The sequence below is a fragment of the Cohnella rhizosphaerae genome, from assembly GCF_029525575.1.
Classification (GTDB): Bacteria; Bacillota; Bacilli; order Paenibacillales; family Paenibacillaceae; genus Cohnella; species Cohnella rhizosphaerae.
In genome coordinates, this window is record NZ_JAPDIA010000002.1 from 304,250 (window position 1) to 318,378 (window position 14,129).

Consider the following 14,129-nt stretch of genomic DNA (forward strand, 5'->3'; position numbering starts at 1 on the left):
GAAAAGCGATGCTGTTCACCGGGGAAATGCTGACCGGGCTATTCCTGAAGCGCGGCCGTACCGTACGCAGCAGGCATTTTGAACCGATTTCTGCTTGAGAAATCGGATCCGCCTTGGAAAAAGAAGCCTTAACGCGTATTGCCCGCAATGCCGGTCTGGCATACAATTGGGATAGCCAGAAGCGGGAAGCGGGGGAAACGACAGCATGAACAGGGGGAGTTAGCGTCCTCCTCGCGGCTTTGCTCCTGCTGCCTGCCGGCGGATGCGCGATCTCTTCATCGACCGCATCGTCGTCGCAGGTCGCCGAGGGCAATGTCCAATGGGCGTTCACGCAAGGCGGCGAGCACCCGGAGAAGCTGTTGATCGACGTCATTCAAGGCGCCAAGGAGACGCTTGACGTCGCCATCTACAGCCTGACCTATCCGGATATCGTCGCCGCCATCCGCGACGCCCATCGGCGCGGGGTCGCCGTTCGCCTGCTCACGGACCGGATCCAGGCATCGGGCAAGACGCAGAAGGAAGCGCTGAAGCTGTTGGGCAGCGCGGGCATTCCGATCAAGATCAACAGCCACAGCGGACTGATGCATCTGAAAATGACGGTGGCGGACCGGAAAGTCGCGACGACGGGCTCGTTCAACTATTCCAAGGCGGCGAGCACGACGAACGACGAGATGCTGGTCGTCCTGCGCGACGAGACGGTCGCCGCCTCGTTCGAGGAAGCGTTCGAGCGCGCGTGGGAGGACCAAAAAGGGTACGAGGCATTGTCAGCGGCCATCGCCGAGGACGATACGCCGGCGCAAGGCGGGCAGGAGGCGTCCGCGCAGCAGCCGGATGCGGAGAAGGACGACGCCGAGGCGTCCGTCAAGGCGTGCGAATCGCCTCGGATCAAGGGCAATATCAATGCCAAGGGGGGACAAGCTTTATCACGTGCCCGGCGGCAAGAGCTACGACCGTACGAAGCCCGAACAATGGTTTTGCTCGGAAGCGGATGCCGAAGCGGCGGGCTTTCGCAAGGCGGCGGGCTAGACGTTTGGACAAACGCGCGATTTCAGCCAGGGGGGGCAGGCCATGAAGTTTTCTTTATGCATCGGCGCATATCCGGGAGAAGATGAAGTCTATCATCTCGAAAAGGTAAAGGCGCTCGGATTCCAAGGTTTGGAGTATTACGCCTGGTGGCAGCTCGACGACCTGAAGCGCACGGCGCGAGCCCAGGAACGGATCGGCGTGGGCATCATCGCGACATGCACGCCGTTCATCAGCCTCGTCGACGAATCGCTGCGCGGCGATTATCTGGACGGAATCGCCCGCACGATCGAGGCGTGCAAGACGCTGGGTACCCGGTCGATCATCTCGCAGACCGGCAATGAGCTGGAAGGCGTAGCCCGCGACATACAGCAGCGCACGATGGTCGAGACGCTGAAGCGTGCGGCGCCGCTGCTCGAGGCGGCGGACATCGTGCTGGAGCTTGAACCGCTGAACGGACTGGTCGACCACAAAGGCCACTACCTGCAGCGCTCCGACGAAGGCGCGGAGATCGTGGACAAGGTCGGCAGCAGCCATGTGAAGCTGGTGTTCGACGTCTATCATCAGCAGATTACCGAAGGCAACGTCATCCGCAATGCGACGGCCTACCGTCACCGGATCAACCACTACCATATCGCGGACAATCCGGGCCGCCATCAGCCCGGCACCGGCGAGCTGAACTACGTCAACATTTTAAAGGCGATCAAGGAGACGGGCTTCGAGGGCTACGTCGGACTCGAATGCGGCTTTACGATCGATACCGACGAAGCGGTCGAGCAATTCCACGAGGAAGTCATCGCCCGTATCGGATGATCCGTGCTTCATAACTTCATACCGGCATGCATGCCGCCCCCGATATTGGCGATTTCGGCCAGCGGGGGGCTTTTTTTGTCGGCAAAAGGGCTCTGAACGGCATGTCAGGATGTGGAAGACGACCTAAACGCGGCGTATGCCGCTGGGGCCTGCCGGGCAAAATGGAGGAGAATGCCAGCGCGGAGCGGAGGTTGACGATCGGGTGGCGAAGAACGACGATAAGGCGGCCGGTACGGAAGAAAAGGCGAGCGTGACCCTGCCGGCCATCTCCGATGCCGTGAAGGACTGCGTCGATTGCCTTCAAGAGACGCTCGAGGGCAGCGGAGCCGCCCTAATCTATTTTCCGACGCTCGTCGACCTGGACGCCCTGCAGCGGGACGTGATCCGTCCGCTGTCCCAGGCTTCCGCCGAGCAGTTGCAAACGAGGCTCTCCGGGCCGCCTTTTAGCGTCGCGAAGGAACTGAAGTCTTGCCTGAAGTCCATCATGGACGGGGCTGCCCTCATCTACGACGGTACCGATGCTTACCTTTACGATGCGCCGAAGTCAATCGGCAGGAAAATCGAGCAGTCGGAAACGGAGACGGTCATCACCGGTCCGCACGACGGCTTCGTCGAAAGTCTTCAGGAGAATCTGGGGGGTTCTTCGAAAACGACTCCGCAGTCCGAAGCTGAAGTCCATTGCGCTCGAGGTGGGGGGAAGTCGCCAATACGCGCGTCGTCCTGCTATACATTGAAGATATTGCCAACGAGCAGTTCGTGAACATGCTGTCCGACCGCATTCAGGCAATTGAAATCGACGGTGTAACCGATGCCAGCATGCTTGTGCAGTTGATCGAAGAAAATCCGAATTCCGTTTTTCCGCAGTTCCTGACGACCGAGCGTCCGGACGCCGTCGTCTCGAAGCTGCTCGGCGGCCGAATCGCCGTCCTCCTGGATGGAAGTCCCAGCGCGTTCACGGCACCGACCGCTTTTCTCGAGTTTTTCGCGTCTCCGGACGATTATTACCAGCGCTGGCCGATCGGCACCGCTTTGCGCATTCTCAGGCTGATCGGGTTTTTGATCACGATCTGCTTTACCGCGTTTTACGTGTCGGTGACGACGTTCCACTACGAGATGATTCCGCATACGATGCTGCTCAATCTGGCCGAGTCGAGGAGCAAGGTGCCGTTTCCCCCGCTTATCGAAGCGCTCCTTATGGAGACCACGATCGAGCTGCTGCGGGAAGCCGGCGCGCGCTTGCCGACGAAGATCGGCCAGACGATCGGCATCGTCGGCGGTATCGTCATCGGACAAGCCGCCGTCCAGGCCGGCTTTACGAGCAATATTTTGATCATCGCGGTCGCGATCTCCGCCATCGCTTCGTTCGTCATTCCGAGCTACATCATGAGCGCGTCTTTGCGCCTGATCCGCTTCGGACTGATCATCCTCGCCGGCATTCTCGGCAATCTGGGTCTTATATTCGGCATCGGAATCCTGGTCATCCATATGGCCGGCGTGACCAACCTCGGGGCGTCTTATTTGACGCCGATCGCGCCGGCGAAGTTCATGGATATTCTTGACACGCTCGTCAGAGGTCCGTTCTGGGCGCTCAAGAAGCGGCCGAGTCTCAGCCGAACGCCGAACGAGACGCGCACGAAAATCAAAAAGTAGCGGAGGCATCCCTTGAAGGAAAAACTGAACGGCTTTCATGTGGCGCTTCTGTTCTATATGATCGAGCTCGACGTCACCGTCTTCATGCTGCCCCGCATGGTCGCCGTCCACATCGGCACGAACGGTTGGCTCGGCTTCCTGGGCTTGGCGCTTATCGTTGCTTTTAATATATGGCTTTACCGGCTGGTATACCGGGCAGGAAAGGGCAGGTCCGCATTCGACATCGCCGAAGCCGTCCTCCCCAAGTTCGCGTTATTTCCGGTCTACGGGCTGCTGGCTCTCCTTTGGCTGGCGCTCGGCGCTTTCGCCGGCAAGAGCTTCGTGCTTGTTTTTCAAACGCTGACCTTCCAGACCAGCTCGGCCATGCAGATTTTCGCCGTCTATTGTCTGCTCGTATTCATGCTGCTAAGCAAGGATTTGTACAGCATAATAAAGGCCTCGACCGTATTTTTCCTCTTGTCCATCTGGATGCTTGCATTGGCGCCTTATTTTTTCAAGGATTGGAGCTACCACCGGTTTACGACTTTTTTCTTCAAGGGAACGGAAAACGGCTTCAGCTTTGCCGGCCTGCTCGACGTCTACGCCGTTTTTATCGGTTACGAGCTTTGCTTTTTTTCTGTTTCCCTTTTCGGACGCCAAGACGAAGCTGTTCAAGGGCGTTTTAGCCGGCCATGCGATTATCACGTCGACCTACTTGCTTACGATCGCGATTTCCTTCGGCTTTTTCAGCTTCGAGGAAGTGAAAATTTTGCAGTTTCCGGTTATTCATACGCTGGAGTATATCGAAATTCCATTCATCAACCGGGTCGAAAATCTGGTCTTTCCTTTCTTTTTTGTATTCCAATCTCGTTACGACCGTCTTGTTCGCGTTCGCCGCCCGCAGCGCCATCGGTCGTATGCTGCCTCGCGTCGAAGCTAAACGGTTCGCGCTTCCGCTTGCGGCGGTCATATTCGCACTCGGCTTCTTGCCTTCAATCTTCAGTGAGGCTGCGGCGCTCATTCGCCTCACATACTTTACGGAGACGGGCGTCGCGTTCGCGCTCCCGCTGCTCCTGCTTTTGCTCCTCAAGATCGGCGGCAACGCGTCCAAGGAGGCTTCCGGACGATGAAAAGAATAGGCGCCTGGCTGCTCGCCGTCTCGCTGCTGGGCGGCTGCGGGGACCAGAAAATACTCGAGAAAATCGGCTTCGTCCGCACGATCATACTGGAGCGGCCGGAGGGGCAGGACAACGCTTTGAAGGTCACCATCAGCATCCCGAAAACGAATCAGACCGAAAGCATCGTCTACACGGATATCGCGAAGAGCTTCAAGCAGGCGAAAATCCATTTCGACATGCAAAACGACCGTAAAATCGTGCTGGGGCAGCTGAGGCAGGTCATGTTCGGAGAATCTCTGGCGCGCCAAGGCGTCTGGCTGCCGATGGAATCCGTCTTTCGCGAACCGGCGATCGGCATACGCGCGCACGTCGTCGTTGTCGAAGGCGATATCAAGCATATTGTCATGCGGACATACGCGCAAGGGGGGCACGATGGGGGGAATATATCGATAATTTGCTTCGTTCCGATCCTTCTACGCGGGGGCGGTTCGATACGAATTTGCATACGTTTCTCCGCGATTATTACGACGACGGCGCGGAGCCGGTGGCCGCGATCGTCGGCGAGACCGAAGCGGGCCTGAAGGTCAACGGCATCGCGCTGTTCGTTCGGGACCGATACGTCGCGAAAATAAGCGCGGACGACGCCACGTACTTTTCCCTGCTCCGCGGAGGCGCCAAAAATGCCGCCTTGTATATGGACGAGGTCGATACGCCTCGCGGCGCGGGCAGCATCGCGTTGGCCAACGTGACCGGCAAACGCAAGATCAAAATATTGTCGCCGCCGGACCCGAGCAAGCGCAAGCCGGCGCGGATCGTCGTCGAGCTCAAGCTCAAGGGCTCGTTGATGGAATACGACGACCTGCTGGAGCTGAACAATATCGCCAGCCAGCCGATGCTCGAGCGAGCCTTGGAGAAGTATGTCGCCGATCGCTGCGGGCGTCTGATCCGCGAGATGCAAAAGCCGGGAGCGGATGCGCTCGGGCTCGGGCAGCTTCGTCCGGGACAAGATGCGTTTCGGGGACTGGAAGGCGTTAAATTGGAACCAAGCGTTCGCGGAAGCAAGCATTCAAGTCGTCGCGGATATCAAGATCCGGGATTACGGCAGGCTGATCGACGCCAGCGCTTGAGCGTGCCCGGTGTGACAAAAGTCATTGCCGGCGCAGGCGAATTGTGGCAAGCTTGTGGGGAAAAGGACGGATGCGTTCTTTATACGAGGAGGACTCCCCATGAAATTCGATCATCTTCCCCCGGCCGATCAGATTCTCGAGATGATCGGGCGGATCTACCGGTTCGGCATGACGACGACGTCCGGCGGCAACCTGTCCGTCCTCGATGACGATGGCGATATATGGATCACGCCTGCCGGCGTCGACAAGGGGACGCTGCGCAGGGAGGATATCGTGCGCGTTCGAGCGGACGGTCGCCATGAAGGTCTGCACAAGCCTTCCAGCGAATTTCCCTTTCATCAGGCGATCTACCGCGCGAGACCGGATCTGCGCGCCGTCGTGCATGCGCACCCGCCCGCGCTTGTCTCGTTCAGCATCGTGCGCAAGGTTCCGAACGTCGACATGCTGCCCGGCGAGCGCGAGATATGCGGCGATGTCGGCATTGCGCCCTATGCGCTTCCAGGCAGCGCGCAGCTTGGCGCGAATATCGCCGCCGTCTTCGCCGAAGGAAAGCGCTGCGTCATGCTCGAAAACCACGGCATCGTCGTCGGCGGCGTCTCGCTGGCCGACGCCTACAAGGCGTTCGAGACGCTGGAGTTTTGCGCGCGCATGGAGATCCAGGCCGCCGGCTTCGGCCGTCCGCGATCGCTAACGGAAGCGCAGCAGGCGCTGGCGGCGGCAAGCCGTCGCCGAGCTGCCCGAGCTTCCGCCGCGCCTCGTTCCGATGCCGACCGCCGAGCGCGAGGCGCGCGTGCGGATGTGCGATTTTATCCGCCGCTCTTATGAGCAGCGCCTGTTCACGAGCACGCAGGGCACCTTCTCCGTGAAGCTGTCGGAAGACGTCTTTTTAATTACGCCGCACGGACTGGACCGCAAATACCTGGAGCCCGAGGATCTCGTGCTGATCCGGGAGGGCTCGGCCGAGCAAGGCAAACAGCCGAGCCGCTCGATCCTGCTGCACCGGGCGATCTACGCGCAGCAGCCTCACGTAGGCTCGGTGCTGGTCGCCCATTCGCCCTACACGATGGCGTTCGCCCTGACGGACCGTCCGTTCGAGTCGAAGACGATTCCGGAAGCGTATATTCTGCTGCGCGGGATGCCGAAGCTGCCGTTCGAGTCCGTCTACGAGGCGGTAGGGGGAGGCGGCGGCGCGATTCAAGCCGGACGTACCGCTCGCGCTCGTCGAGAACAACTGCGTCATCGCGACGGGCAGCAGCCTGCTGAACGCCTTCGACCGGCTGGAGGTGGCGGAGTACAGCGCCAAATCGATCATCGAATCGGCGAATCTCGGCGCGATCGTCCATATGGACGACGACAGCATCCGGGACATCGAGCGGGCGTTCGGGCTGTAACGGTCTATCTACGGCTTTTGCCAAAATATAAAGGCGCTGACGGAGCATCCGCTTCGGCAGCGCTTTTTGCTTTTACCGATTCAGCGTTTAAAATCGACAGGTAACGCTCTTCAGCGCCTCTTCGGCTTGGAATGCGCCACGGTAGCAGAATGCAGGCGCCGGGAAGTGATACCGGACTCAGATGACGCTATTTCATACAAAACGGCAGAAATTTTGCAAACAAGTACTGCTCGTAGCCAATCTACTAGCGCATCTTCCTCCCCGGAGAGTTGAGGGCACGCTTGAGAAGCGAAAGGTGTTAGATGGTCGCCGCCATGAAGGCGATTTTGAGGGTGGCAGATGCGAATAGGCGCAAAAAAAGCCCCGCCTCATCTAAGCTACGACAACACCACTTTTAATTTAGATTTGGTCATGCCTCATTTAGTTGTAGTTCGCTTACTTGTACAGGATGCGCTGCGGCTTCAAGCGCTTGGGGCGAATCCGCGGCCGTCCTCCCTTTTTTGCGCCGTCCCCGGCTTGTTCGTTCCTTTGGGCGGTGGAGCACCGCGAGCAAGGCCTCCATCGGCTTTCTCAGATACGCCCTGAGCAGGGTGATGAACTCGCCGCGATCCATCGTCGGTGCATGCCCTTGCCGCCATAGCTCCACCAGCAAATAGGCGATGAGATTCAAGTAGATTTGGTTCCATACGGCTTGTTCTTTGGTGCTGTACAGTTTCTTCAGGCGTAGCTGTTGCTTCATAAACTTAAAGAAAAGTTCCACCTTCCACCGGTAACGATACATCTGCGCGATATCCTCAGCCGAAACGTCGAAGCGATTGGTGAGCGCCCGTACACGGTGCGACTTTCCTTTTTTGATCCGTGAACGAATAAGTCACCAGCCGAAAAATTCCCGTTTCACCTGTTTTCGAATCGGTCAGCTCGACCTGTGCATCCTGTTCGATGGAAGGGCCGACATCCTCTTTTTGAAGGATGACTTTCACTTTACTATTGGCCTTCAGCCGTGCCACAAAGCGAATCTTCTCCCGGTTCCAACGCAGGAACTGTCCGTAGTCGATATAGCCGCGGTCCAGTAGGTGCGTGGCTTCACTGCGCGTCACTAGGGCTCCGGTCACTTCCGCGTCCAGGTCGGCCACACAAGCTGTCGATAGCACCACGCGGCTGGGTACTGCGCTTTTTTCGCCGGTCAGGTCCAAGCTGACGTGCATTTTAACGGCGTTGTGGCCCTTTTGCTGGTAAGCCCACTCGCCGCGGACTTTTCCCAACGTGAGGACAGTCGCATCTACGGCAGCCAGCGGACCAAAATGCTTCAGCGGACGTGGCAGTCCGAAGGTTTGAGCATACCGCGCCACCAAGTCCGTATACGTCTGTTTCAGCACATCGGTTGACAGCTGACGCAACCTGCGGTTGAGCGCTGAACCGTCGATTGACGAAAGGTTCGTCCATTTCTGCATCCAGGGTGTACTGGATAAGTGTTGCGCAATCTCACCCACGGCATTTCGCTTCTGCAGGATCCCTTCCAGATAGAGAAGCGTTGTGTTCCAAGCAAAGAGCTTTTTCGCATAGGCATCGCTCTTTAAAGCGGTATTGTGCTGTCCCAACACCCCTAAAACTTGACGAACAACCCTTTCATTGCTTACGATTGTATTCAAGAGGTCTCCTTACCGTAGGTGTTGTCGTAAACTCTACGTTACAGGAGCCTCTTTCTTTTGTAAAATTCCCCTCCTTTTCCTACCTCACTCGAGTCTTTGCAAAATTTCTGACAAAACGGTGCAATTTCGATCATTACGGACTGGAGAGTCGTTATTCACCCGGATCCAGGCTAAAAAAAGGTCTCCAATCCCGCAATAAAGGCTCCTGAGTCTGCGAGCAGGCTGCAGAGCATGATAGAAACAAAAATAAGGTTTCCTTGGTCCGTCCGTTGCGCGCCATTGCGCAATCAAGGGCGTAGTCGGCTTAAATAATTGCATTTATAATGATTTATATCTAACTCATAAATACATTGACCGAAATAACGAATGGGGATATACTGTCGTTAATATAACTCAGATATGAGTTAGAAATTTGAAGCAAACGGCGAAAAGGAGCCTGCGCGTCATGGCCTATATTTTATCCGAAGTGAACAAAAGCGGACTGCCGCCGCTGCTGGCGGGCATTGCCGACAACACCCAGTGGCTGGAAAAGCGGAAGCGCATTCGCGAAACGTGGCTGTCGTATATCGGAGAGCTGCCGGAGCGTCCGCCGGTCAACCTCCGCTATGTGTCCGCAACGGAGGAAGCGGGTTATACCCGCCACCGCGTCGCGTACGATACGGTTTACGGCGACACCGTGCCCGCTTACTTGCTCGTGCCGGCCGCGCCTGCGGAAGGCTCCCGTCCGCAGGCGCGCTATCCGGCCGTCCTGGCGCTGCATCCCACGCACGAGATCGGCAAGGACGACATCGCGATCGTGCCGGGCCGGCCGAACCGCGGCTATGCCGTCGAGCTCGTCCTTCGCGGGTACGTCGTGCTCGCGCCGGACGCGCTCACGGCGGGAGAGCGGGTTTATCCCGGCTATCCGGCGTTCGACAGCACCGCGTTCTACGAAGCGCATCCGGCTTGGTCGACCGTCGCCAAGAACGCGACCGATCATATGCAGGGCCTCGACGTCCTCGAATCCTTGGCGTTCGTCGACCGGCGCGCGATCGGAGCGATCGGCCATTCCTTCGGGGGCTACAACGCTTATTTTCTCGCCGGCCTGGACGATCGCGTCCGCGCCGTCGTCTCCAGCTGCGGCTTCAGCCCCTTCGCGGGCGACCCGCATCCGGATCATTGGGGATACCGGTCGTATCCGTACACGCATATTCCGAAGGTGAGCGCGGATTTGCGGGAGGACCGCATCCCGTTCGACTTCCACGAGATCGCCGCGCTGTGCGCACCCGTACCGTTCTTTAACTATGCCGGGCAGCAGGACGCCATCTTTCCTCATTGGCGTTCGGTCGCGGAAGGGATGGGGGGAACTGGCAAAGCTGTACCGCCTGCTCGGCCGAGCGGATCGGTTCCGCTTCTGCCTCGGGGGAAGGCGAGCACGATTTTCCCGAAGAGATCCGCTTGCTGGCATACCGATTCCTGGACCGCTGGCTGAACAAAGAAGGAGAATGATCCGATGAACCCGCTGAAAATCGTCATGCTGCAAAGCCGTCATTTTACGGACCGCATCTTCACCGAAGCGCATCTGGCGCGAATCCGGCAGCTCGGCGAGCTGGTCGTCAACGAGACCGTCGGCAACCCGACGCCCGAGCGCGCAGCCGAGCTGGCCGAAGGCGCGGACGTCATCGTCACGTCTTGGGGCTGTCCGCCGCTCGACGCGCACATTCTCGACCGCTGTCCAAAGCTCGGGATCGTCCTGCATGCGGCCGGCTCGGTCAAGCCGATCCTGAGTCCTGCGCTTCACGCGCAAGGCGTCCGCGTCGGCACGGCGAACGAAGCGCTGGCGCGCGGCGTGGCGGAGACGGCGCTCGGCCTCGCGATCGTATCGCTCAAGAACATGTGGCAGCTGGCCCGCAATACGCGCGAAGGCGAATGGGAAAAACAGCGGGAGCGCGTACGGGAGCTGTACGGGGTCACCGTCGGCGTCATCGGCGCCGGACTGTCGGGCCGTCAATTGATCAAGCTGCTGCAAGCGTTCGAGGTCCGGGCGCTCGTCTACGATCCCTTCGTAAGCGAAGCCGACATCGCCGGCATGGGCGCGGAGAAGGTCGAGCTGGACGCGCTGCTGACCGGGTCGGACGTCGTCTCGATACATGCGCCGTCGATCCCGGAGACGGATCGCATGATGAACGCGCGCACGCTCGGCCTGATGAAGGACGACGCGATCCTCATCAATACGGCGCGCGGCTCGCTCGTCGACGAGGAAGCGCTGGCGACGGAGCTGCGTAAAGGCAGGCTGTGGGCATGCATCGACGTCACGGATCCCGAGCCGCCTGCGGCCGACCATCCGTTTCGCTCGCTGCCGAACGTCACGTTGCTCCCGCATATCGCGGGCGCCGAGAACAACGGCCTGCACCGGATCGGCGCCTATATCGCGAGCGAGGCCGAGCGATACGCGGCGGGCGCGCCGCTTCGGGGAGAGGTCGACGTATCCCAGCTGTTCAGACTGGCCTAGCGGTCGTATTGACACTGCGCGAAGCGGGCAACTAAGATAAGAAGAACATCGGATTCCGACTCGCCTGCGGGTGCGCGAATCCTTTTATTTCTTGGGGGCGGCAGGGAGATCGACATGAAAACGAAGCATAGCCGCAAAACGTTCCGGGTGCGTCAGGAAGAAATGTTGAACCGCCTGAGACAGGACATCCTCGAAGGCGTTCGCAAGCCGGGGGGAGTTCCTGCCCTCGGAGAAGGATCTGTCGGACCGGTTTGCGCTCAGCAACAAAATCGTGCGGGACGTGCTGGCCGCGCTTGCCGCAGAGGGATTGATCGAAAAAAAAGCCGCGGATCGGGAGCGTCGTCTTGCAACGGCGCGAGCCGGAACGCATCATCGTGAAGCTCGGCTACCACGAGTCGACGCTGCGGGAGACCGAGCTGAAGGCGCTTCTGGCCGGCTTCGAAGCGTTGTATCCGCATATTCGGGTGCAGGAGGTCATCCTGCCCGGCTACGATCCGCAGGTGCTGAAGCCTTATCTCGCGCATGGGCTGATCGACGCGCTGACGCTTAACGACGCCGAGCTTCGGGCGTTCGAACAGTCCGGGGACGCGGACAGCCTGCTGCCGCTTGAATCGAACGCCGAGTTTTACCCGTTTTTGACCGATGCGATGACGTCCGGCGGGGCGCTGCTCGCGAGACCGTTTACGTTCAGCCCGACGATTCTCTGCTACAACCGGGATCACTTCCGGGAACGGGCGCTGTGGGAGCCGGACAGCGGCTGGGGCTGGGACGAGCTGTTTCGCGCCGCCGATCGGCTCACGGTGTCCCAGGAGCGGGCCGGCTTTCATTTTTCGGCCACCCAGCGCAATCGCATCGCCGTCTTTCTGCTGCAGAGCGGGGCAATGGCCGAACGGGACGAAGCGGGCCGGCTTCGGATGCGCGGTACGCGGATGCTGGCGGGGGGTTCGCCGCTACAAGGAGATCGTCACGGATCGGCTTAATCCGCTCATGTCCGAGCGGGATGCGGCATTCCGCGTCGAAGAGATGTTCGCGCAGGGCAAGCTGTCGATGATCGTGACGACGTATTACGGGCTGAACGCGCTCCGGCAAGCCGACTTCGCCTACGATATCGCGCCGCTGCCCCTGCTGGCGGAGCCGGTGACGCTCGTCATCGCGGTCGGCCTTGCCGTGAACAAGCATTCTTCTCGCGCGGCGGAGGCGCGGCTGCTGGCGGAGTATTTGACGGGACCGGCCGCGCAGGCGATCATCGGACGCGATACGCTCAGTCTGCCCGCGGCCAGAGGGGCGATCGACGAATCCCGCGTACACGGTTCAAACGGAGAAGAACCCGGCCTTGCCCGGCCTTCACGATTCGGCATGTACCGGGAGATCATTCCGACGTTCAGGTTCGCGGACGCTCTCGGGCTGAAGGAACGGGAATGGAGCCGGTTTCTGCCCGAGGTTATGCTGTATCTTTCCGGCTTGCAGTCGGAGGAGGCGTTTTGCGACAAGATCGAAGCGGAAGGATGGTCTTCGTGAACGCCGGCCACCCCTGTTCTACAAACGCGAGTCCCGTTGGCTCGCGCGACCGCCGAAAGGCGGTTTTTTTATTAAATAGATCGAAAACATAAAATTCGGTGTTGGATGCTGCCCTATTTCAGGTTGCTTCAGTAGCAACCCAAGAGACGGCTTCACCGAGCGTTTGCCGAACGATTCCCGGTTAGAAACGAACGAATACGCTGGCACTGTCGCCCCGCCGCCGAAGTCTCGGTTAGGAACAAACTGGCCCTCTTGCGCAATCGCGCGGTCGTCGAAGTCTCGGTTAGGAACAAACTAGCCCTCTTACGCCATCGCCCCGCCGCCGAAGTCTCGGTTAGGAACAAACTAGCCCTCTTACGCCATCGCTCGGTCATCGAAGTCTCGGTTAGGAACAAACTAGCCCTCTTGCGCCATCGCGCGGTCATCGAAGTCTCGGTTAGGAACAAACTGGCCCTCTTGCGCAATCGCGCGGTCGTCGAAGTCTCGGTTAGGAACAAACTAGCCCTCTTACGCCATCGCCCCGCCGCCGAAGTCTCGGTTAGGAACAAACTAGCCCTCTTACGCCATCGCGCGGTCGTTGAAGTCTCGGTTAGGAACAAACTAGCCCTCTTGCGCCATCGCGCGGTCATCGAATTCTCGGTTAGGAACAAACTAGCCCTCTTGCGCCATCGCGCGGTCGTTGAAGTCTCGGGTAGGAACAAACTCGTTTTTTTTGTAATTGGATGTTCCAGGAAGAGATTAAGCGCAATTGTGCTCGATCTGGACACGAATAACCCGGGAGCTGGGAGCCGGGGGCGATAAGTGTTGAAAAGCAGTTAATCGGCGCGCTGATCGGGGCTGGGGAGGAAATAAGTGTTCAACCGCAATTATTTGGTTCAAAACCGGGTCAAAACGCTCGAAAGTGGGAATTTAATTGCGCTTCAACACTTATTTGCCCCAATAGCGTCATGGTCAAAGGAAATAAATGCGTTTCAACAGCTATTGCTAGACGGTTAGCGTAAGCCCGCCAAGCCCGCCAAGCCCGCCAAGCCCGCCAAGCCCGCCAAGCCCGCCAAGCCCGCCAAGCCCGCCAAGCCCGCAGACCTGTCGTTGTTCAAGGTTAAATATGGCGGGCACAGGCTTTTCAGCCGATTGGACAAGCCGAAGAGGAAGTTTCTGCAAATCAGCATCCATTTTGCTGAGGTGTTAGAATGACTCAAAGAAATCCTAATCCTTCGCGTATTCTGATCGCGCACAGGCATCGTCATTCAATCACACCTTGCTGGCGGGCGGCTGTGGAGGCGTTGGCGCGGTTGGTTGTGCGTTCAGGCGGTCGCGGGCTGCCCGCCGATCGTGCATGTGCTTGATGCAAGGACCGTCAGGGCGACCTT

The 14,129-nt window shown here is 59.0% G+C and carries 16 protein-coding genes and 2 pseudogenes; 15 read left to right on the plus strand and 3 right to left on the minus strand.

Annotation, left to right across the window (positions count from 1 at the left end):
- Positions 1-239: 239 nt before the first annotated feature.
- The 10 genes and pseudogenes from OMP40_RS04945 (at position 240) to OMP40_RS04990 (ending at position 7,205) form a co-directional block, all read left to right on the plus strand.
- On the plus strand, positions 240-1,112 hold the full coding sequence (locus OMP40_RS04945; RefSeq protein ID WP_338131032.1) for a phospholipase D family nuclease: 873 nt from the start codon (positions 240-242) through the stop codon (positions 1,110-1,112).
- Positions 1,069-1,836 (plus strand): TIM barrel protein, encoded by a 768-nt coding sequence (locus OMP40_RS04950; protein ID WP_277529636.1) that lies wholly within the window; start codon positions 1,069-1,071, stop codon positions 1,834-1,836. Before OMP40_RS04945 ends, OMP40_RS04950 begins: the two co-directional genes overlap by 44 nt.
- Before the next feature lie 202 nt (positions 1,837-2,038).
- Entirely contained in the window at positions 2,039-2,596 is a 558-nt protein-coding gene (locus tag OMP40_RS04955) for a spore germination protein (protein WP_277529637.1), read from the plus strand.
- Entirely contained in the window at positions 2,515-3,486 is a 972-nt protein-coding gene (locus OMP40_RS04960; protein WP_277529638.1) for a spore germination protein, read from the plus strand. The genes OMP40_RS04955 and OMP40_RS04960 overlap by 82 nt, the downstream gene beginning before the upstream one ends.
- A gap of 84 nt (positions 3,487-3,570) precedes the next feature.
- Positions 3,571-4,026: pseudogene (locus OMP40_RS41175) on the plus strand (GerAB/ArcD/ProY family transporter); the annotation flags it as partial.
- A 19-nt stretch (positions 4,027-4,045) separates the two neighbouring features.
- A complete protein-coding gene (locus OMP40_RS41180) occupies positions 4,046-4,405 on the plus strand; it encodes a GerAB/ArcD/ProY family transporter (RefSeq protein WP_420871892.1) in 360 nt (119 codons plus the stop codon).
- 186 nt (positions 4,406-4,591) lie between these two features.
- A complete protein-coding gene (locus OMP40_RS04975; protein WP_277529644.1) occupies positions 4,592-5,164 on the plus strand; it encodes a Ger(x)C family spore germination protein in 573 nt (190 codons plus the stop codon).
- Complete coding sequence (locus OMP40_RS04980) at positions 5,083-5,919, plus strand: Ger(x)C family spore germination C-terminal domain-containing protein (RefSeq protein ID WP_277529646.1); 837 nt, start codon at positions 5,083-5,085, stop codon at positions 5,917-5,919. The genes OMP40_RS04975 and OMP40_RS04980 overlap by 82 nt, the downstream gene beginning before the upstream one ends.
- Complete coding sequence (locus tag OMP40_RS04985) at positions 5,810-6,535, plus strand: class II aldolase/adducin family protein (protein WP_277529648.1); 726 nt, start codon at positions 5,810-5,812, stop codon at positions 6,533-6,535. The genes OMP40_RS04980 and OMP40_RS04985 overlap by 110 nt, the downstream gene beginning before the upstream one ends.
- A complete protein-coding gene (locus OMP40_RS04990; RefSeq protein WP_277529650.1) occupies positions 6,507-7,205 on the plus strand; it encodes a class II aldolase/adducin family protein in 699 nt (232 codons plus the stop codon). The genes OMP40_RS04985 and OMP40_RS04990 overlap by 29 nt, the downstream gene beginning before the upstream one ends.
- Positions 7,206-7,510: 305 nt before the next feature.
- Here OMP40_RS04990 and OMP40_RS04995 read toward each other — a convergent pair whose 3' ends face one another.
- Complete coding sequence (locus tag OMP40_RS04995; protein WP_338131038.1) at positions 7,511-7,969, minus strand: transposase; 459 nt, start codon at positions 7,967-7,969, stop codon at positions 7,511-7,513.
- Positions 7,896-8,750: a transposase gene (locus OMP40_RS05000; protein ID WP_277529652.1), complete on the minus strand. Its 855-nt coding sequence runs from the start codon at positions 8,748-8,750 to the stop codon at positions 7,896-7,898. Before OMP40_RS05000 ends, OMP40_RS04995 begins: the two co-directional genes overlap by 74 nt.
- A gap of 445 nt (positions 8,751-9,195) precedes the next feature.
- Here OMP40_RS05000 and OMP40_RS05005 point away from each other — a divergent pair, with 445 nt between their 5' ends.
- The 5 genes and pseudogenes from OMP40_RS05005 (at position 9,196) to OMP40_RS05020 (ending at position 12,759) form a co-directional block, all read left to right on the plus strand.
- Entirely contained in the window at positions 9,196-10,221 is a 1,026-nt protein-coding gene (locus OMP40_RS05005) for a dienelactone hydrolase family protein (RefSeq protein WP_277529653.1), read from the plus strand.
- A 21-nt stretch (positions 10,222-10,242) separates the two neighbouring features.
- Positions 10,243-11,241: a hydroxyacid dehydrogenase gene (locus OMP40_RS05010; protein ID WP_277529654.1), complete on the plus strand. Its 999-nt coding sequence runs from the start codon at positions 10,243-10,245 to the stop codon at positions 11,239-11,241.
- Between the two features lie 220 nt (positions 11,242-11,461).
- Positions 11,462-11,548 (plus strand): annotated as a pseudogene (locus tag OMP40_RS41185) (hypothetical protein); the annotation flags it as partial.
- Positions 11,549-11,585: 37 nt separating this feature from the next.
- Positions 11,586-12,221: a type 2 periplasmic-binding domain-containing protein gene (locus OMP40_RS05015; protein WP_277529655.1), complete on the plus strand. Its 636-nt coding sequence runs from the start codon at positions 11,586-11,588 to the stop codon at positions 12,219-12,221.
- Between the two features lie 7 nt (positions 12,222-12,228).
- The gene (locus tag OMP40_RS05020) at positions 12,229-12,759 is read left to right on the plus strand and encodes an extracellular solute-binding protein (RefSeq protein ID WP_277529656.1); all 531 of its coding nucleotides are present in this window, start codon (positions 12,229-12,231) and stop codon (positions 12,757-12,759) included.
- 984 nt (positions 12,760-13,743) lie between these two features.
- On the opposite strand, the gene OMP40_RS05025 is transcribed toward OMP40_RS05020, so the two are convergent.
- On the minus strand, positions 13,744-13,875 hold the full coding sequence (locus OMP40_RS05025; RefSeq protein ID WP_277529657.1) for a hypothetical protein: 132 nt from the start codon (positions 13,873-13,875) through the stop codon (positions 13,744-13,746).
- Positions 13,876-14,129 lie beyond the last annotated feature (254 nt).